Source organism: Plasticicumulans sp. (assembly GCF_035331805.1).
In the GTDB taxonomy this organism is placed as follows: Bacteria; Pseudomonadota; Gammaproteobacteria; order Competibacterales; family Competibacteraceae; genus Plasticicumulans.
The window spans coordinates 17,720-36,331 of sequence record NZ_DAOLKE010000004.1; the positions used below are offsets into that span (position 1 = coordinate 17,720).

Consider the following 18,612-nt stretch of genomic DNA (forward strand, 5'->3'; position numbering starts at 1 on the left):
CCTCAGCCGTGCAGCTTCGCGAGCGCCGCGAGCAGCGCGGCGTTCTGCGCGGGGCTGCCGACCGTGATGCGCAGGAACTGCTCGATGCGCGGCAGCCGGAAGTGGCGGACGATGACGCCGTGCGCGCGCAGGCCGGCGGCGAGGCCGGCGGCATCGTGCGCCGGGTGGCGTGCGAACACGAAGTTCGCAGCCGAGGGCAGCACCTCGAAGCCGTGATCCGTCAGCGCCTGCGCGAGCTGTTCGCGGCTGTCGATGACCGCACGCCGGTGCACGTCGAAGTATTCGTCGTCCTCGAGCGCGGCCACGGCGCCGGCGAGCGCCAGCCGGTCGAGCGGGTAGGAGTTGAAGCTGTTCTTGATGCGCTCCAGCGCCTCGATCAGCGCGGGATCGCCATACGCCCAGCCGACGCGCAGGCCGGCGAGCGCGCGCGACTTCGACAGCGTCTGCACGACCAGCAGGTTCGGGTACTGCGCGACCAGCGCAGCGGCGCTGTCGGCGCCGAAATCGACGTAGGCCTCATCGACCAGCACGACCGAATCGCGGTTGAAGCCGAGCAGGCGCTCGATGTCGGCGAGCGCCAGGGCGCGGCCGGTCGGCGCGTTCGGGTTCGCGAACACGATGCCGCCGTTCGGCCGGCGGTAGTCCTCGACGCGCAGCGAGAAGTCGCCGGCGAGCGGGATGGTCTCGAAGCCGATGTCGTACAGCCCGCACCAGACCGGGTAGAAGCTGTAGGTCACGTCCGGGAACAGCAGCGGCCGTTCGTGACGCAGCAGGCCGTGGAAGGCATGCGCGAGCACCTCGTCGGAACCGTTGCCGACGAACACGTGCGCGGCCGTGAGTCCGTGGCGTGCGGCCAGCGCCTGCTTCAGCCGGCCCGCGTTCGGGTCCGGATACAGGCGCAGGCCCTCGTCGAGGGCGGCGCGGATCGCTGCCAGCACGCGCGGCGAGGGTCCGTCCGGGTGCTCGTTGGTGTTGAGCTTGACCAGGTTCGGTATCTGCGGCTGCTCGCCGGGCACGTACGGCGTCAGCCGGCCGACGACCTCGCTCCAGTAGCGGCTCACGACGCGGCCTCCGGCGGCACGAAGCCGGGGATGCGGTACTCGGCCGAGCGCGCGTGCGCACTCAGCCCCTCGCCGCGCGCCAGCACCGAGGCCGTGCGCCCGAGCGTGGCGGCCCCGTCCGGCGAGCAGAAGATCAGGCTCGAACGCTTCTGGAAGTCATAGACACCGAGCGGCGACGAGAAGCGCGCGGTGCGCGAGGTCGGCAGCACGTGGTTCGGCCCGGCGCAGTAGTCGCCGAGCGCCTCGGCCGTGTGCCGGCCGAGGAAGATCGCGCCGGCGTGGCGGATGCTCGGCAGCAATGCCTGCGGATCGGCGACCGACAGCTCCAGGTGCTCGGGCGCGATGTAGTTGGCGACTTCGGCCGCCTCGGCAAGGTCGCCGACCCGGATCAGCGCCGCGCGGCTGGCCAGCGACACGCGCACGATGTCGGCGCGCGCCAGCGTCGGCAGCAGGCGCTCGATGGCGGCGGCGACGCGATCGAGGAAGGCCGCATCCGGCGAGATCAGGATCGGCTGCGCGTCCTCGTCGTGCTCGGCCTGCGAGAACAGATCCATCGCGATCCAGTCGGCATCGGTGTCGCCGTCGCAGATCACGAGGATCTCGGACGGTCCGGCGATCATGTCGATGCCGACCTGCCCGTACACGGCGCGCTTGGCGGTCGCGACCCAGATGTTGCCGGGGCCGACGATCTTGTCGACGCGCGGCACGCTCGCCGTGCCGTAGGCGAGCGCGGCGACCGCCTGCGCACCGCCGATCGCGAACACGCGATCGACGCCGGCGAGGCGCGCCGCGGCGAGCACCAGATCGTTCTGCTCGCCGTCCGGCGTCGGCACGACCATCACCAGCTGCCTGACGCCGGCGACCTTGGCCGGGATCGCGTTCATCAGCACCGAGGACGGATAGGCGGCCTTGCCGCCCGGCACGTACAGGCCGACCGCATCGAGCGCCGTGACCTGCTGGCCGAGCAGCGTGCCGTCGGCCTCGGTGTAGCTCCAGGAATCGAGCTTCTGGCGCTCGGCGTAGGCACGCACGCGCGCCGCCGCGGTTTCGAGCGCCGTGCGCTGCGCCGGCGGCAGCGCGCAGAGTGCGGCATCGAGGCGCTCGGCCGGGATTTCCAGCTCGGCGGCAGCGGCGAAGGCCGTGCGGTCGTAGCGGTTGGTCAGTTCGAGCAGGGCCGCGTCGCCGCGCGCGCGCACGTCGGCGATGATCTGCGCGACCGTGCCGGCGACGTGGGCATCGGAGACGCCCTCCCAGGCCGTCAGCCGGTCGAGACGCGGCCAGAAGTCCGGATCGCTGTAGTTCAGGCGGGCGATGTCCACGGCGGGGGGCTCCTGCACGGCAAGCGCGTGCGCAAGGACGGAGGGGACGGATAGGGCCGGCAGCCCGGCCGGCCTCAGGCGACGGCGCGGCCGGTCGCGGCGGCCATGTGTTCGAGGATCGCGCGCACGCGCGCGTGCTTCATCTTCATCGCCGCGCGGTTGACGACCAGCCGCGAGCTGATGTCGGCGATCAGCTCCAGCGGCTCCAGACCGTTGGCGCGCAGCGTCTTGCCGGTATCGACGATGTCGACGATGCGATCGGCGAGGCCGACCAGCGGCGCGAGTTCCATCGAGCCGTACAGCTTGATGATCTCGACCTGCCGGCCCTGCTGCGCATAGAAGCGGTGCGCGACGTTGGCGAACTTGGTCGCGACGCGCATGCGTCCGCGCGGCTCCGGCACGCCCGGCCGGCCGGCGGTCATCAGCCGGCAGCGGGCGATGCCGAGATCGAGCGGCTCGTAGAGCCCCTCGCCGCCGTGCTCCATCAGCACGTCCTTGCCGGCGACGCCGAGGTCGGCCGCACCGTACTGCACGTAGGTCGGCACGTCGGTGGCGCGGATGATGACGAGCTTCACGTCCTGGCGGTCGGTGTCGAGGATCAGCTTGCGGCTGGTCTCCGGGTCTTCGAGCGGCCGGATGCCGGCCGCGGCGAGCAGCGGCAGCGTCTCCTGGAAGATGCGTCCCTTCGAGAGCGCGATGGTCAGCGTGTCGGACATGGCGGGAGGCTCTGACTCCGGGGGGCTCAGGGCACGCGGCGGATCAGCGCGCCGAGACTGCCGAGCTTCTCCTCGATGCAGTCGTAGCCGCGATCGATGTGATAGACGCGATCGACGACGGTATCGCCCTTGCCGACCAGTGCTGCCAGCACCAGGCTCGCCGAGGCGCGCAGGTCGGTGGCCATGATCGGCGCCGCGGTCAGCTGCGCCACGCCGGTCGAGATCACCGTGTTGCCTTCGAGCTGGAACTGCGCACCCATGCGCGACAGCTCGTTGATGTGCATGAAGCGGTTCTCGAACACCGTCTCGGTGATCGTGCCGACGCCTTCGGCGACCGCGTTCAGCGCGCAGAACTGCGCCTGCATGTCGGTCGGGAAGGCCGGATACGGCGCGGTGCGGATGTGCACGGCCTTCGGCCGCCGGCCCTGCATGTCGAGCTCGATCCAGTCCGGGCCGGTCGTGATCACGGCGCCGGCTTCCTCGAACTTCACGAGCACGGCCTCCAGGGTGTCGGGCCGCGTGTCCTTGACGCGCACGCAGCCGCCGGTGATCGCGGCAGCAGCGAGGTAAGTGCCGGTCTCGATGCGATCAGGCAGCACGCGGTATTGGCCGCCGTGCAGGCGGTCGACGCCGTCGATGACCAGCGTGTCGGTGCCGGCACCGTGCACCTGCGCGCCCATCGCGTTCAGGCAGTTGGCGAGGTCGACGACTTCGGGCTCGCGCGCGGCGTTCTCGAGGATGGTCGTGCCCTGCGCGAGCGCGGCGGCCATCATCAGGTTCTCGGTGCCGGTGACGGTGACGAGGTCGAGCACGATGCGCGCGCCCTTCAGGCGCGGGCAGCGGGCGCGGATGTAGCCTTCCTCGACGCGGATGTCGGCGCCCATCGCCGCGAGACCCTTGATGTGCAGGTTCACCGGCCGCGAGCCGATCGCACAGCCGCCGGGCAGCGACACCTCGGCCTCGCCGAAGCGCGCGAGCAGCGGTCCGAGCACGAGGATCGACGCGCGCATCTGGCGCACCAGCTCGTAGGGCGCGGTGTGGCTGGTGATGCAGCGCGGATCGACCTCGATGTTGAGCTTCTCGTCGACGACCAGCTGCGCGCCGAGCCGGCCGAGCAGTTCCATGGTCGTGGTCACGTCCTGCAGGTGCGGGACGTTGCCGATCGTGACCGGACCGTCGGCGAGCAGCGTCGCGGCCAGGATCGGCAGCACGGCGTTCTTGGCGCCACAGGCGCGCACTTCACCGCGCAGCGTCTCGCCGCCGGTGATGATCAGCTTGCTCATGCGCGATCCCTGGTCAGGCCTGCGCCTGCTGTGCCGCCCAGGCCTCGGGCGTGAAGGTGCGCAGGCCGAGCGCGTGGATCTCCTCGCGCTGCAGGCGATCGCCGAGCGCGGCGTTGACCAGCCGGTGCTGGGCGATCAGCGACTTGCCGGCGAACTCGGCGCTGATGACGACGGCCTCGAAGTGCACGCCGTCATCGCCGCGCACGAGCACCTCGGCGGACGGCAGGGCTTCCTGGATCAGACGCTGGATGTCGGCGGCCTGCATGGGCGGATACCTGTGGAATCGAAAGGGGGAAAGGCGGCCGGCGCCCCGGGAGGCGTACCGCAAGAGGCGGGATGATATCGGAAAACCGCCGGACTCAGGCGTCCGGAAACAGCGTGTCGAGGTCGGAGACGGCGAGGATCGCGCGCATCTGGGCCGGCAGTCCGCTCAGGCGCAGTTCGCCGCCGCCGGCACGCGCGGCACGCAGCCACTCGACCAGCAGCGCGACGCCGGCACTGTCGGCACGGCGCACGCCGTCGAGACTCAGCGTCACCGTCTCGCCGCCGGCGAGTTCCCCGGCCGCGGCGTCCCACAGCGCAGCGACCGCGTCGATGACCAGATCGCCGCCGAGCGCCAGCCGGCCGGGCCCGAGGCGGGTCAGCGTCGCCGGCTGCACGGCCGCTGCGCCAGTGCTCACGTCACCTGCCGCCGCTGGCGTTGAGCTTCGCGAGCGAGGCGATCAGCCCGTCCATGCCCTGGTCGCGGACCTGGTTGGCGAAGGTCGTGCGGTAGTTGGCGACCAGACTGACTCCGTCGACGGTCACGTCGTAAATCAGCCACTGCCCGTTCTTCTGATGGACGCTGTAGTTGATCGGCACGGCCGGGCCGGCGCGGCGCACGAACTCCGAGCGCACCAGCACGTCGCCGTCGGCGTTCGGCGCGGCGCCGGGCAGGAAGCGCACGGTCTCGTCCGAGTATTCGAGCAGCGCATTCGAATAGATGCGCACCAGCAGGTTCTGGAACTCGGCCGTGAAACGCTGGCGCTGCTCGGGACTCGCGCCACGCCAGTTGCGGCCGAGCACCCACTGCGAGATCGCCTCGAAGTCGAAGCGCGGCACGGCGATGCGCTCGACCAGGCCGTAGATCTTCGACGGATCGGCGCGCAGCGCCTCGCGCTGCTGCTTCAGTGCCACCAGCATGCGGCTGGCGGTGTCCTCGACCGCCTGTGCCGCCGGGGTGTCGGCCGCCGTGACCGGCCCGGCGGCGGCGAAGAGGCCGATGCCGAGCAGCAGCGCGCACAGCGGTTTCAGGAGTCGGTGCAGGATGGAATGCATGGCGGGGGGCCCTTCGTCGGATTTCGGGATGCAGGGTCAGACAGCGACAGGCCGGCGCGTTCAGGGCTGCCCGGCGGGCACCGGCGCCGGAGCCGGCGTCTCCGGACGGCCTTCGGAGGCCTTGCTGAACAGGAACTGGCTGATCAGGTTTTCGAGCACGAGGGCCGACTGCGTCAGCTTGATGGTCGAGCCGTCCTTCAGCACTGCGTCGGCGCCGCCGGCCTCGAGGCCGACGAACTGCTCGCCGAGCAGGCCGCTGGTCAGGATCTTGGCACTGGTGTCGGCCGGCAGGTTGGCGTGGCGGGAGGATATCGACAGCTCGACGACGGCCTGGAAGGTCTGCGGGTCGATGTCGATGGCCGTCACGCGTCCGATGCGCACCCCGGCCATCGACACCGGCGAGCGCACCTTCAGGCCGCCGACGTTCTCGAAGCGCGCGTGGACGCGATACGCGGCATCCGCACCGAGACTGGTCAGGCCACTGACCTGCATCGCCAGGAACACCAGGGCCGCCAGGCCGAGCATGACGAAGGCGCCGACCAGCACCTCGACGGTTCGCGACGGATTCATCTAGCGCACTCCTCCGAACAGCAGCGCGGTCAGCACGAAATCGAGCCCGAGCACGGCCAGCGAGGTGTTGACGACCGAGCGCGTCGTCGCCCGGCCGATGCCTTCCGAGGTCGGCTGGGCGTCGTGGCCCTCGAACACCGCGATCCAGTTGGCGACCACGCCGAACACGAAGCTCTTGAGCACCACGCCGTTGACCACGTCGCGCAGCGGCTGGACCTTGGCCTGCATCTGCGCCCACCAGGCACCGTCATCAACACCGAGCAGGCCGACGCCGACCAGATAGCCGCCGAGGATGCCGACCGCCGTGAAGATCGCCGCCAGCAGCGGCACGGCAAGGATGCCGGCGAGAAAGCGCGGCGCCAGCACGCGGCGCACCGGATCGACGGCCATCATCTCCATGCCCGAGAGCTGCTCGGTGGCCTTCATCAGCGCGATCTCGGCGGTCAGCGCCGAACCGGCGCGCCCGGCGTAGAGCAGCGCGGCGACCACCGGCCCGAGTTCGCGCACCAGCGACAGCGCAACCACCGTGCCGAGCGAGCCGGCCGCGCCGAAATCCGCCAGCGTCGTATAGCCCTGCAGCGCCAGCACCATGCCGACGAACAGGCCGGCGACGACGATGATCGGCAGGCTCAGCACGCCGACCGAATACAGCTGGCGCACCAGCAGCCGCGGCCGCGGCAGCACCGAGGGCAGGCCGGCGAGGATCGCGAGCAGCATCAGGCTGGCACGCCCGGTGCGCGCGAACACCGTCAGCGCCCAGCGCCCGAGCGCGGCGATCAAGACCGTCCTCCGCCATCGAGCAGCTCGCTCGCGTAGTCGCGCGCCGGATAATGAAACGGCACCGGCCCGTCGGGCAGGCCGTGCATGAACTGCCCGACCCAGTCCGAACCGGAAGCCCGCAGCTCGGCCGGCGTGCCGCTTGCGACCACACGCCCGCCCGAGATCAGGTACACGTAGTCGGCGATCGAGCAGACCTCGGCCACATCATGCGAGACGACGACGCTGGTCATGCCGAGCGCGTCGTTGAGCGTGCGGATCAGCTGCACCAGCACGCCCATCGAGATCGGGTCCTGACCCGTGAACGGTTCGTCGTAGAGCATCAGCATCGGGTCGAGTGCGATGGCACGCGCGAGCGCCACACGCCGGGCCATGCCGCCGGAGAGCTCCGCCGGCTTCAGGTCACGCGCGCCGCGCAGGCCGACGGCTTCGAGCTTCATCAGCACCAGCGTGCGCAGCAGCCGCGCCGGCAGCCGCGGATAGTGCTCGCGCAGCGGAAACGCGACGTTCTCGAACACCGACAGATCGGTGAACAGCGCCCCGCTCTGGAACAGCATGCCGATGCGCCGGCGCAGCGCGTACAGCTCGCGCCGCCTAAGCGCCGGCACCTCGTGACCGTCGAGCACGACGCTGCCGGCTGCCGGCCGCAGCTGACCGCCGATCAGGCGCAGCAGCGTGGTCTTGCCGGTGCCGCTCGGCCCCATGACCGCCGTGACCCTGCCGCGCGGGATGTCGAGATCGACGCCATCGAAGATCACCCGCGTACCGCGCAGGAAGCGCAGGCCGCGGATGCGCACGAGACTGTCGGCAGCAGCCGGGGAGTCGGGAACGTCGGGCATCGGGAAAACGGAAGCGGGACTCGGTCAAAGCGGGTGAAACCGGCGAGCGGGACGATGCGGGCGCGGCAGACGGGCATGCTGCAATACGGTAGTGTCACCCGTGCCGCCGAGCGCCGTCAAACCGCTGAGCCCCGGCAGCCCGTGTATGATGCCCCGCCCGCATGCCCCCGGCCTGCTCCTGCTTCCCGCCCCTTTCCGTCACCGTCCCCATGAATCCCGACCGGCTTCGCGACCTCGGACGCACCGCGCTGCGCATCGAAGCGCAGGCGATCGAGCACCTGATCGAGCGCGTCGATGCGGCCTTCGTCGCCGCCTGCGAGTGCCTGCTCGCCTGCCGCGGCCGCATCGTCGTGCTCGGCATCGGCAAGTCCGGCCACATCGGCGGCAAGCTGGCAGCGACCTTCGCAAGCACCGGCAGCCCGGCGTTCTTCGTGCATCCGGCCGAAGCGAGCCACGGTGATCTCGGCATGATCACCGCACAGGACGTGGTGCTGGCGCTGTCGAACTCCGGCACCACCGACGAGCTCCTGATGCTGCTGCCGCTGATCAAGCGCCTCGGCGTGCCGCTGGTGGCACTGACCGGCAACCCGGAGTCGCCGCTGGCCCGCGCCGCCGACGTGCACCTCGACGTGAGCGTCGCGCAGGAAGCCTGTCCGCTGAACCTGGCACCGACCGCGAGCACGACGGCAGCGCTGGCCATGGGCGATGCACTGGCGGTGTCGCTGCTCGAAGCCCGTGGCTTCACGGCCGATGACTTCGCGCGCTCGCATCCGGGCGGGCGGCTCGGCCGGCGCCTGCTGCTGCTGATCGACGAACTCATGCACACCGGCGAGCGCCTGCCGCGCTCGCGGCCGGACGATCCGCTGCCGGTGGCGCTGCTGGAGATGACGCGCAAGGGCCTCGGCATGACCATCGCCACCGACGACGACGACCGCATGCTCGGTGTGTTCACCGACGGCGACCTGCGCCGCGCGCTCGACCGGCGCATCGACCTGCACGCCGCCACGCTCGCCGAGGTCATGACCCGGCCGGGCTTCAGCGTGCGCACCGGCCTGCTCGCCGCCGAAGCCCTGAACCTGATGGAGCGTCACCGCATCAACGCGCTGCCGGTGCTCGATCGCGACGACCGGCTGGCCGGCGCCCTGAACATGCACGACCTGCTGCGCGCAGGCGTGCTCTGAGGGAGCCATCCGGCGCGTGCGCACGCTGCTCGTCCTCGTCGCGCTGGCCCTGCTCGCCGGGCTGAGCGGCTGGTTCCTGAACGATCTCGAACGCGACCTGCGCGAGGTGCGCGCACGCGACGACCGCCTGCCGCTCACCATCGCCGAAAACTTCGTGGCCACGGTCATGAACGCCCGCGGCGAACGGCTGTACGTGCTCACCGGTCCGCACCTCGAACAGTTTCCGGCCCCGCGCGGCACCTTCGTGACCCGCCCGCTCGCGCACACCTACGAGAATCTGGCGCCGGTCTGGGAAATCCGCGCCGAACAGGGCTGGATCGCTCCCGGCACCGAAACCATCGAACTGCGCGGCGACGTGCATGCCGAGCGTCCGGCCAGCACCGGGTACGTGCCGGTGATCATGACCGGCAGCAACCTGCGGCTGATCCCCGACAAGAACTACGCCGAATCCGCCGAGCCCGTGCGTGTGCAGACCCCGGATGGCGTCATCGACGCCGTCGGCTTCCACGCATGGCTCGACGAGGATCGCATCGAACTGCTTGCCGACGTCCGAGGACACTATGCGCCGCCTGCCCAGAAACCTGATCGCCCCTAGCCGGATCACCCATGGCCTGAGCATCCATGCCCTGATCGCCACCGGGCTGATCGCCTGCGCCCTGAACGCCCAGGCCCTGCCCGAGGACCGCCAGCAACCGGTCAACCTGGTCGCCGACCGCGCCGAGATGAACCAGCAGACCGGCGTCGCCACCTACGAGGGCAACGTCATCGTCACGCAGGGCACGATGCGCCTGACCGGTGACAAGGTCGTGGTCTACACGCAGGAGGGCGAACTGCAGCGCATGGAGAGCTTCGGCAAGCCGACGACGTTCAAGCAGAAGCCGGCCGCCGACAAGGAGGAAATCCTCGGCGAGTCGCTGAAGCTCGAATACGACGCCAGGACCGGCATCGTCATCGCCACCGGCAAGGCGAAGATCACGCAGGTCAAGGACACCTTCACCGGCGACCGCATCGAGTACGACGTCAACAAGGACCTCGTGAAGGCCCGCGGCGGCGAGAGCGCCGGCCGCGTGCAGATCATCCTGCAGCCCAAGCCCGAAGGCGGCACGCCGGTCCCGGGCGCCAGACCCGCGCAGCCGAAGAAGCCCTGAGCCATGGCCCGCCTCGAAGCGCGCGAAATCGCCAAGCGCTACAAGGGCCGGCGCGTCGTCGATGCCGCCAGCGTGCACGTCGACAGCGGCGAGGTCGTCGGCCTGCTCGGGCCGAACGGCGCCGGCAAGACCACGAGCTTCTACATGATCGTCGGCCTGATCGGCTGCGACGAAGGTCATGTGCTGCTCGACAGCCGCGAGATCACGCAGCTGCCGATGCATGCGCGCGCGCGCCTCGGCGTCGGCTACCTGCCGCAGGAAGCCTCGGTGTTCCGCAAGATGACCGTGCTCGACAACGTGCTCGCCATCCTCGAAACCCGCGGCGACCTCGACCGCAGCGCGCGCACCGAACGCGCCGAGACCCTGCTGCACGAACTGAACGTCGGTCACCTGCGCGACAACCTCGGCATCTCGCTGTCGGGCGGCGAGCGCCGGCGCGTCGAGATCGCCCGCGCCCTCGCCGCCGAGCCGCGCTTCATGCTGCTCGACGAGCCCTTCGCCGGCGTCGATCCGCTGTCGGTGCACGACATCCAGCGCATCGTGCGCCACCTCTGCGACCGCGACATCGGCGTGCTGATCACCGATCACAACGTCCGCGAGACCCTGGGCATCTGCGATCGCGCCTACATCCTCGCCGAAGGCCGGGTGATCGCCACCGGCACGCCGGCGGAAATCCTCGCCGACCGGCGCGTGCGCGAGGTCTACCTCGGCGAGCACTTCCGGCTCTGAAGCGGCCTGCGTCACTTGCACGCCGCTGGCATATGGCGTGCTATAACCCGACCATGATCCTCGTGCGCCGTCAGCCCCCGCCGTAGTCCCGATGAGACAGTCGCTGCAGCTCCGCCTCGGTCAGCACCTGACCATGACCCCGCAGCTGCAGCAGGCCATCCGCCTGCTGCAGTTGTCGAGCCTTGACCTGCAGGCCGAAATCCAGACCGTGCTCGACTCCAACCTGATGCTGGAGCGCAGCGACGACACCCCGGACCCGGAAGTGCCGACCGCCGAAGCAGCGCTGAGCGAAACCGTGCCGCCGGCCCAGGACCGCACCGAGACCCCGACCGACACGATCCCGAACGAACTGCCGGTCGATACCGAATGGGGCGATGTCTACGACAGCTACGACGGCTCGACCAGCTATTCGCGCGGCGATGACGACGACAACCGCGACCTGTTCGAGAACCACGGCAACGACCAGCCCTCGCTGCAGGAACACCTGCTCTGGCAGATGCGCCTGACGCCGTTCTCGGCGCTCGACGCCGAGATTGCCGAAGCCCTGATCGACGCCACCGACGCCTCCGGCTACCTGACGCTGACGCTCGACGACATCCTCGAAGGCCTGCGCCGCACGCACCCGGACCTGGAGCGCGACGAGGTCGAGGCCGTGCTGCACCGCGTGCAGCACTTCGACCCGCCCGGCATCTGCGCGCGCAATCCGTCCGAATGCCTGATGCTGCAGCTCGACACGCTGCCGGGCGACACGCCGTGGCGGCGCGAGGCGATCGAGCTCGTGCGCCAGTACCTCGAACTGCTGGCCGGACGCGACTTCAACCTGCTGATGCGGCGCATGAAGCTCACGCGCGAGCAGCTGCAGGAAGTCATCGCACTGATCCAGACCCTGAACCCGCACCCGGGCACGGCGCTGTCGGCCGAGACGGCCGCCTACGTCGTCCCGGACGTGTTCGTGTTCCGCGGCCGGGACGGCTGGCGCGTCGATCTCAACCCCGACAGCGCGCCGAAGATCCGCATCAACGCCGAATACGCGCGCCTCGTGCGCCGGGCCGACTCCAGCGCCGACAACCAGTACCTGAAGAACCACCTGCAGGAGGCGCGCTGGTTCCTCAAGAGCCTGCGCAACCGCCACGACACGCTGCTGAAGGTCGCGCGCTGCATCGTCGATCGCCAGATCTCGTTCTTCGAGAAGGGTCCCGAGCACATGCGCCCGCTGGTGCTGCGCGACATCGCCGAGGCCGTCGAGATGCACGAATCGACGATCTCGCGCGTGACCACGCAGAAATACATGCACACGCCGCGCGGCATCTTCGAGTTCAAGTACTTCTTCTCCAGCCACGTCGCCACGTCCGACGGCGGCGAGGCCTCCTCGATCGCGATCCAGGCCATGATCCGCAAGCTGATCGCCGCCGAGAACACCCAGAAACCGCACAGCGACAGCCGGCTCGCCGAACTGCTGGCGGCCGAAGGTATTCAGGTGGCCCGGCGGACGGTGGCAAAATACCGGGAAGCCATGTCGATCCCCTCCTCCACAGACCGCAAGCGCATCGGCTGACGCAGTGCCGGCGCGACCCACGCGGCAACCGGAGCGGCTGCACGGACGCCTCCACGAACCACGGACCGGCCCGCTCCTCCACCCAAGCCAGGAGTACACCATGCAAATCAACCTGACCGGGCATCACGTCGAGATCTCCCAGCCGCTGCGCGACTACGTGCAGGACAAGATCGGCAAGATCGAGCGCCACTGCGACAGCATCACCAGCGCCTACGTGATTCTCAGTGTCGAAAAGCTGCGCCAGAAGGCCGAGGCGACCCTGCACGTCGCCGGCAACGACATCCACGCCGATGCCATCGAGGAGGACATGTACGCGGCGATCGACGTGCTGGCCGACAAGATCGACCGCCAGATCAAGAAGCACAAGGAAAAGCTGACCGACCACCACCGCAGCGACAAGGCCACCGGTACCCCGAGCTGATCCGCCTTTCCCGTCCCTCGCGCGTCCCGGGCTCCTGCATGAACATCTCCGATCTCCTGACTGCCGGGCGCGTCGCCTGCCGCTCGGACGTGGTCAGCAAGAAGCGCGTGCTCGAGCTGGTCAGCGAGCTGATCGCGGCCGGAGCGAGCGGTGTGGATGCCCGGGCGATCTTCGACAGCCTGATCGGGCGTGAGCGCCTCGGCAGCACCGGCCTCGGCAACGGGGTGGCGCTGCCGCACGGGCGTCTCGCCGGCACCGAACAGGCCCTCGGAGCCTTCGTCCGGCTCGGCAAGGGCGTCGAGTTCGACGCGATCGACGGCCAGCCCGTCGATCTCGTGTTCGCGCTGCTCGTGCCGGAACACTTCACCGACGAACACCTGAAGATCCTCGCGCATCTGGCGGAGATGTTCAGTGACCGGGCGTTCTGCGAGCGCCTGCGCACGACCTCGGCCGACGCCGACCTGCATGCGCTGCTGACCGGCTGGTCGCCGTCCGCAGACGCGGCGCTCTGAGCATGATCGCAGCGCTGCCGGCGGATCAGGCCTTCGCGGCGCTGCGCGCCGCGCTGGCGCTGCAGTGGATCGGCGGACGCAGCGCCGGCGCGCGCCTGATCTGCCGCGAAGGCGAAAGCCTGCCGCCGCGTTCGCTCGGCGGGCTGCTGAACCTCGTCACCGCGCCGCGCGTGCAGGTGCTCGGGCGCGAGGAACTGGCGTTCTTCGCGAGCCTCGATGCCGGTGCGCGTGCCTCGCTGCTCGACCGGCTGCTGGCGACGCCGGTCGGCGCCACCGTCCTCTGCGGCGACTCGCCGCTGATCGAGGAGTTCTCCAGCTACGCCGACCGGCACGAATCCCCGCTCTGGCAGACCTCGTCGACGCCCGGCGAGGTGCTCGATCGCCTGTCCGAATACCAGCACGAGCTCGACGCCAGCTCGACCGTGCTGCACGGCGTGTTCCTGGAGGTCTACGGCCTCGGCGTGATGCTGTCCGGCGAATCGAGCACCGGCAAGAGCGAACTGGCGCTCGAGCTGCTGTCGCGCGGCCACCGGCTGATCGCCGACGACGCGCCGAAGCTCACGCGCGTCGCGCCGCAGGTCATCGAGGGCACCTGTCCGGATGCGCTGCGCAACTTCCTCGAAGTGCGCGGCCTCGGCATCCTGAACGTGCGCCGGATGTTCGGCGACAGCGCGATCAAGCGGAACAAGCGCCTGCGCCTGATCGTGCATCTGGTGCGCCTCGAAGAAACCTCGCTGCCGGCCGAGGTGCGCCTGAGCGGCGCGCGCGCGACGCGCTACATCCTCGATGTGGCGATCCCCGAGATCACGCTGCCGATCGCACCGGGGCGCAACCTCGCGGTGCTGGTCGAGTGCGCGGTGCGCGATCACATCCTGCGCCTCGGCGGCTACAACGCCGAGCGCGACCTCATGGAGCGGCTGCAGGACGAGATGACCGGAGGCGCGGCGTGAGGCTGATCGTGGTCAGCGGCCTGTCCGGCTCGGGCAAGAGCGTTGCGCTCGCAACGCTTGAGGACTGCAACGACTACTGCGTCGACAACCTGCCGCTCGGCCTGCTGCCGGCCTTCGCCGAGGAACTGCTGACGCACCAGCGGCCGAGCCTCGAAACCGCCGCCGTCGGCATCGATGCCCGCAACTTCCGCGACCAGCTCGAACGCTTCCCGGACATCGTCGCGCAGCTGCGCGCCGCGCGCTTCGAAGTCGACATCGTCTTCCTGCAGGCCGATGCCGAAACCCTGCTCAAGCGCTTCAGCGACACGCGCCGCCCGCACCCGCTCAGCGTCGAGCACGGCACGCCGCTGCTGGAGGCGATCGAGGCCGAACGCCGGCTGCTCGCGCCGATCGCCGCGCACGCGACGCTGGTCATCGACACCAGCCACACCAACCTGCACGAGCTGCGCGAGCTGCTGCGCACGCGCCTGCACGGCGGCGAGATCGGCCAGCTGTCGCTGGTGTTCGAGTCCTTCGGCTTCAAGAACGGCCTGCCCGACGATGCCGACTACGTCTTCGACGTGCGCTTCCTGCCGAATCCGCACTGGCAGAGCGCGCTGCGGCCGCTGACCGGCCGCGACGAGGCCGTCGCCCGCTTCCTCGAAGCCCACGAGGTCGTCGAGTCAGCCGTCGCCGACCTGATCCGCTTCCTCGAAACCTGGCTGCCGGCCTTCGAGACCGGCAGCCGCAGCTATCTCACCGTCGCCGTCGGCTGCACCGGTGGCCAGCACCGCTCGGTCTACGTCACCGAACGGCTGGCCCGCCATTTCGGCGCCACCCGCCGCGCCGTCTCGGTGCGCCACAGGGAACTGTCATGAGCGTCGGACTCCTGCTGATCACGCACAACCGCCTCGGCGATGAACTGCTCGCCACCGCCACCACCACCTTCGCACACTGCCCGATGCGCGCCGCCACCGTGCGCGTCGGCGAGCGCTGCGACCCGGAGGCGCTGGTCGCCGAGGCGCGCGGCAAGCGTGCCGAGGTCGACGACGGCAGCGGCGTGCTGGTGCTGACCGACATCTATGGCTCGACCCCGTCGAACGTCGCACACCGCCTGGTCGATGACGGCGGCGTGCGCGTGATCGCCGGCGTCAGCCTGCCGATGGTGATCCGCGTCATGAACTACTGCCGGCTCGACCTGCTCGCGCTTGCGCACAAAGCCGTCAGTGCCGGTCGCGACGGCATCGTGCTGACCCCCGAAGACGACGCCGCCGTCTGACCCTCGCCCGCCCCGACCCGTCCGGAATCCGACCGCCGTGATCCAGCGCGATCTCACCATCGTCAACAAACTCGGCCTGCATGCACGGGCCGCCGCCAAGTTCGTGACCACCGCATCGTCGTATCAGGCGGCGATCCAGGTCACCAAGGGCGGACGCATCGTCAATGGCAAGAGCATCATGGGCGTCATGATGCTCGCCGCCGGCAAGGGCTCGGTGATCACGCTGAGCGCCGACGGTCCCGACGCCGAAGCCGCGCTCGACGGCCTCGCGACCTTGGTCGCCGACCGCTTCGGCGAGGGCGAGTGAGCGTACGGCCATGCCGCTCGCCCTGCACGGGATCGGCGTATCGCGCGGCTGCGCGATCGGGGAGACCTATCACCTGCTGCGTGACCAGCCGGAAGTGCTGGAGTACGCCATCCCGCAGGACATGGTCGATGACGAGGTGCGCCGCTTCGAGGAGGCCATCACCGAAGCCCGGCGCGAGCTGGAGGACATCCGCTCGCGCGTCGCGCCGAACGTGCCGGCCGAGGTCACGTCGTTCATCGACGCCCACCTGCTGATGCTTGAGGACCCGGCGCTCGCCGATGCGCCGGTGCGCCTGATCCGCCAGCACAGCTGCAACGCCGAATGGGCGCTGAAGATGCAGCGCGACCTGCTCGTGCAGGTGTTCGACGACATGGACGACGCCTACCTGCGCGCCCGGCGCGACGATGTCGATCACGTCGTGCGCCGCGTGCAGGGCATCCTGCTCGCCGAGGAACCGGCACCGGACCTGCTCGCGAGCCGCCTTGAAGGCCGCATCATCGTCGCCGATGACCTGACGCCGGCCGACACCATCCTGATGCAGCACCAGGGCGTGGCCGCCTTCGTCACCGAATACGGCGGCCCGCTGTCGCACACGGCGATCCTCGCGCGCAACCTCGGCATCCCGGCCGTGGTCGGTGCGCGCCATGCGCGGCGCCTGCTCGGCGACGAGGAAACCATCATCGTCGACGGCCAGAACGGCGTCGTGCTCGCCGAACTCGACGAGCCGGTACTCGAACACTATCGCGAGCGCCAGCGCCGCGAGCAGCGCGGCCGCCGCGAACTCGTCAAGCTGCGCCGGCTGCCGGCGATCAGCAGGGATCAGGTCACGATCGGCCTGCAGGCCAACATCGAGCTGCCCGAGGACGCCCTGGCCGTGCGCGAGATCGGCGCCGACGGCATCGGCCTGTACCGCACCGAATTCCTGTACATGAACCGGCCGGACACGCCGGACGAGGAGGAACACCTCGCCTCCTACCTGCACGTGATCCGCACGCTCGGCCCCGAGCAGCCGATCACGATCCGCACCGCCGACCTCGGCGCCGACAAGCAGGTCGACGGCGGCCGGCGCGGGCCGGTCGCCACCAACCCGGCGCTCGGCCTGCGCGGCATCCGCCTGTGCCTGAAGGATCACGAGATGTTCCGCGCGCAGCTGCGCGCCATCCTGCGTGCCTCGGCCCACGGCAAGGTGCGGATGATGATCCCGATGCTGTCGAACGCCTACGAGATCACGCAGGTGCTGCACCTGCTCGACGACTGCCGCCAGGAGCTGCGCGCCCGCGGCCAGGCCTTCGACGAGCAGTTGCCGGTCGGCGGCATGGTCGAGGTGCCGGCCGCCGCGGTCTGCGCACGGCTGTACGCGCACCGGCTCGACTTCCTGTCGATCGGCACCAACGACCTGATCCAGTACACGCTGGCGATCGACCGCATCGACGACGAGGTCAACTATCTCTACGACCCGCTGCATCCGGCGGTGCTGGCGCTGATCGCCGGCACCATCACCGCCGGTCAGGCCGCCGGCATCCCGGTGTCGATGTGCGGCGAGATGGCCGGCGACGCCCGCTACACGCGGCTGCTGCTCGGACTCGGCCTCACACAGTTCTCGATGCACCCGAACAACCTGCTGGAGGTCAAGCGCGTGATCCGCGAGGCCGAAGTCGGGGCACTGGCCAGGGAAACCGCCGCGATCCTTGCCGAAACCTCGCCCGAGGTGCTGAGCGCCCGGCTGGCGGCCTTCGTCGCGTGAACGCCGTCCCTGAAAGCGGCCGGCTCGATCGTGGCGACGGCCACCAGCTTGCCTGGGTGCGCACGCCCGGCGCGACGCCGGGCGTGATGTTCCTCGGCGGCTTCCAGTCCGACATGACCGGCACCAAGGCGCTGGCGCTCGAAGCGCACTGCCGTGCCGCCGGCCGGGCCTTCCTGCGCTTCGACTATTACGGCCACGGCGCCTCCAGCGGCCGCTTCGAGGACGGCACGATCGGCCGCTGGCGCGCCGACGCGCTCGCGGCCTTCGACGCGCTGACCGCAGGCCCGCAGCTGCTGGTCGGCTCGTCGATGGGCGGCTGGCTGGCGACGCTGCTGGCGCTCGATCGTGCGCAGCGCGTCGCCGGCCTGCTGACCATCGCCGCCGCCGCGGATTTCGTCATCGACCTGCTGCCGGCGCGCCTCAGTCCCGATCAGCAGCAGCAATTGGCCCGTGACGGCCGTATCGAACTGCCGTCGATGTACTCCGACACGCCGTATCCGATCTGCGCCCGGCTGATCGAGGAAGGCCGCGACCACCGGCTGCTGCACGCCCCCGTGCCGTATCACGGCCCGGTGCGCCTGCTGCACGGCAGCGCCGATGCCGACGTGCCGTGGCAGACCAGCCTGCGCCTGCTGGAGCGGCTGGAAAGCCACGATGCGCGGCTGGTGCTGGTCAGGGGTGCCGATCACCGCTTCAGCGACGCGGCCGGCATCGCGCTGATGCTGGCGACGCTCGAAGAACTGATCGGGGCGGCGGCGGCCGGGCCGGGCTGAGGCACCGGACTACTGCCGCCGGCATCCGGAAGGCCCGGCCGGCGCGGCGGGGTCAGATCATCGAGCCGTGGTGCAGCCATTCGTCCGGCTGCTGCACGAAGTTGCCCTGCACGAGTTCGATTTCCGCCTGCCACAGCAGGCCGAGCGACTGC

Annotated in this window: 23 protein-coding genes; 13 read left to right on the forward strand and 10 right to left on the reverse strand. The window is 70.1% G+C overall.

Features of this window, described 5'->3' with window-relative positions; translation table 11 throughout:
* Positions 1-2: 2 nt before the first annotated feature.
* From hisC to PKE44_RS00955, 10 genes are all read right to left on the reverse strand, one after another.
* On the reverse strand, positions 3-1,061 hold the full coding sequence (gene hisC / locus PKE44_RS00910) for a histidinol-phosphate transaminase (RefSeq protein WP_324547775.1): 1,059 nt from the start codon (positions 1,059-1,061) through the stop codon (positions 3-5).
* Positions 1,058-2,380 carry a histidinol dehydrogenase gene (gene hisD / locus PKE44_RS00915; RefSeq protein WP_324547776.1) on the reverse strand — a complete coding sequence of 441 codons (1,323 nt, stop codon included), beginning with the start codon at positions 2,378-2,380 and terminating at the stop codon, positions 1,058-1,060. The genes hisC and hisD overlap by 4 nt, the downstream gene beginning before the upstream one ends.
* A 74-nt stretch (positions 2,381-2,454) precedes the next feature.
* Positions 2,455-3,096: an ATP phosphoribosyltransferase gene (gene hisG / locus PKE44_RS00920; protein ID WP_324547777.1), complete on the reverse strand. Its 642-nt coding sequence runs from the start codon at positions 3,094-3,096 to the stop codon at positions 2,455-2,457.
* 26 nt (positions 3,097-3,122) lie between these two features.
* Positions 3,123-4,379, reverse strand: coding sequence for a UDP-N-acetylglucosamine 1-carboxyvinyltransferase (gene murA, locus PKE44_RS00925; protein ID WP_324547778.1), 1,257 nt, complete (start codon positions 4,377-4,379; stop codon positions 3,123-3,125).
* A 13-nt stretch (positions 4,380-4,392) separates the two neighbouring features.
* Positions 4,393-4,644 (reverse strand): BolA/IbaG family iron-sulfur metabolism protein, encoded by a 252-nt coding sequence (locus tag PKE44_RS00930; RefSeq protein WP_324547779.1) that lies wholly within the window; start codon positions 4,642-4,644, stop codon positions 4,393-4,395.
* 94 nt (positions 4,645-4,738) lie between these two features.
* Positions 4,739-5,059, reverse strand: a complete 321-nt coding sequence (locus PKE44_RS00935) for an STAS domain-containing protein (protein WP_324547780.1) — start codon at positions 5,057-5,059, stop codon at positions 4,739-4,741.
* 1 nt (position 5,060) lies between these two features.
* A complete protein-coding gene (locus PKE44_RS00940) occupies positions 5,061-5,696 on the reverse strand; it encodes an ABC transporter substrate-binding protein (protein ID WP_324547781.1) in 636 nt (211 codons plus the stop codon).
* A 60-nt stretch (positions 5,697-5,756) separates the two neighbouring features.
* A complete protein-coding gene (gene mlaD / locus PKE44_RS00945) occupies positions 5,757-6,266 on the reverse strand; it encodes an outer membrane lipid asymmetry maintenance protein MlaD (protein ID WP_324547782.1) in 510 nt (169 codons plus the stop codon).
* Entirely contained in the window at positions 6,267-7,046 is a 780-nt protein-coding gene (gene mlaE / locus PKE44_RS00950) for a lipid asymmetry maintenance ABC transporter permease subunit MlaE (RefSeq protein ID WP_324547783.1), read from the reverse strand.
* Positions 7,043-7,882, reverse strand: a complete 840-nt coding sequence (locus tag PKE44_RS00955) for an ATP-binding cassette domain-containing protein (protein ID WP_324547784.1) — start codon at positions 7,880-7,882, stop codon at positions 7,043-7,045. Before PKE44_RS00955 ends, mlaE begins: the two co-directional genes overlap by 4 nt.
* Before the next feature lie 209 nt (positions 7,883-8,091).
* Here PKE44_RS00955 and PKE44_RS00960 point away from each other — a divergent pair, with 209 nt between their 5' ends.
* The 13 genes from PKE44_RS00960 (at position 8,092) to PKE44_RS01020 (ending at position 18,460) form a co-directional block, all read left to right on the forward strand.
* Positions 8,092-9,063 carry a KpsF/GutQ family sugar-phosphate isomerase gene (locus tag PKE44_RS00960; RefSeq protein WP_324547785.1) on the forward strand — a complete coding sequence of 324 codons (972 nt, stop codon included), beginning with the start codon at positions 8,092-8,094 and terminating at the stop codon, positions 9,061-9,063.
* A 16-nt stretch (positions 9,064-9,079) separates the two neighbouring features.
* Positions 9,080-9,658, forward strand: coding sequence for an LPS export ABC transporter periplasmic protein LptC (lptC, locus tag PKE44_RS00965; protein ID WP_324547786.1), 579 nt, complete (start codon positions 9,080-9,082; stop codon positions 9,656-9,658).
* The gene (gene lptA, locus PKE44_RS00970; protein ID WP_324547787.1) at positions 9,624-10,211 is read left to right on the forward strand and encodes a lipopolysaccharide transport periplasmic protein LptA; all 588 of its coding nucleotides are present in this window, start codon (positions 9,624-9,626) and stop codon (positions 10,209-10,211) included. The genes lptC and lptA overlap by 35 nt, the downstream gene beginning before the upstream one ends.
* A 3-nt stretch (positions 10,212-10,214) precedes the next feature.
* The gene (gene lptB / locus PKE44_RS00975) at positions 10,215-10,940 is read left to right on the forward strand and encodes an LPS export ABC transporter ATP-binding protein (protein ID WP_324547788.1); all 726 of its coding nucleotides are present in this window, start codon (positions 10,215-10,217) and stop codon (positions 10,938-10,940) included.
* Positions 10,941-11,031: 91 nt separating this feature from the next.
* The gene (locus PKE44_RS00980; RefSeq protein WP_324547789.1) at positions 11,032-12,495 is read left to right on the forward strand and encodes an RNA polymerase factor sigma-54; all 1,464 of its coding nucleotides are present in this window, start codon (positions 11,032-11,034) and stop codon (positions 12,493-12,495) included.
* A gap of 100 nt (positions 12,496-12,595) precedes the next feature.
* Positions 12,596-12,916 carry a ribosome-associated translation inhibitor RaiA gene (gene raiA / locus PKE44_RS00985; protein ID WP_324547790.1) on the forward strand — a complete coding sequence of 107 codons (321 nt, stop codon included), beginning with the start codon at positions 12,596-12,598 and terminating at the stop codon, positions 12,914-12,916.
* A gap of 38 nt (positions 12,917-12,954) precedes the next feature.
* The gene (gene ptsN / locus PKE44_RS00990) at positions 12,955-13,428 is read left to right on the forward strand and encodes a PTS IIA-like nitrogen regulatory protein PtsN (protein WP_324547791.1); all 474 of its coding nucleotides are present in this window, start codon (positions 12,955-12,957) and stop codon (positions 13,426-13,428) included.
* Between the two features lie 2 nt (positions 13,429-13,430).
* Positions 13,431-14,378, forward strand: a complete 948-nt coding sequence (hprK, locus tag PKE44_RS00995) for an HPr(Ser) kinase/phosphatase (RefSeq protein WP_324547792.1) — start codon at positions 13,431-13,433, stop codon at positions 14,376-14,378.
* Complete coding sequence (rapZ, locus tag PKE44_RS01000; protein WP_324547793.1) at positions 14,375-15,235, forward strand: RNase adapter RapZ; 861 nt, start codon at positions 14,375-14,377, stop codon at positions 15,233-15,235. The genes hprK and rapZ overlap by 4 nt, the downstream gene beginning before the upstream one ends.
* Positions 15,232-15,636 carry a PTS fructose transporter subunit IIA gene (locus PKE44_RS01005; RefSeq protein ID WP_324547794.1) on the forward strand — a complete coding sequence of 135 codons (405 nt, stop codon included), beginning with the start codon at positions 15,232-15,234 and terminating at the stop codon, positions 15,634-15,636. Before rapZ ends, PKE44_RS01005 begins: the two co-directional genes overlap by 4 nt.
* 37 nt (positions 15,637-15,673) lie before the next feature.
* Positions 15,674-15,943, forward strand: coding sequence for an HPr family phosphocarrier protein (locus PKE44_RS01010; RefSeq protein WP_324547795.1), 270 nt, complete (start codon positions 15,674-15,676; stop codon positions 15,941-15,943).
* A 10-nt stretch (positions 15,944-15,953) separates the two neighbouring features.
* Positions 15,954-17,687, forward strand: a complete 1,734-nt coding sequence (gene ptsP / locus PKE44_RS01015) for a phosphoenolpyruvate--protein phosphotransferase (protein ID WP_324547796.1) — start codon at positions 15,954-15,956, stop codon at positions 17,685-17,687.
* Positions 17,684-18,460, forward strand: a complete 777-nt coding sequence (locus PKE44_RS01020) for an alpha/beta hydrolase (protein WP_324547797.1) — start codon at positions 17,684-17,686, stop codon at positions 18,458-18,460. The genes ptsP and PKE44_RS01020 overlap by 4 nt, the downstream gene beginning before the upstream one ends.
* Positions 18,461-18,612 lie beyond the last annotated feature (152 nt).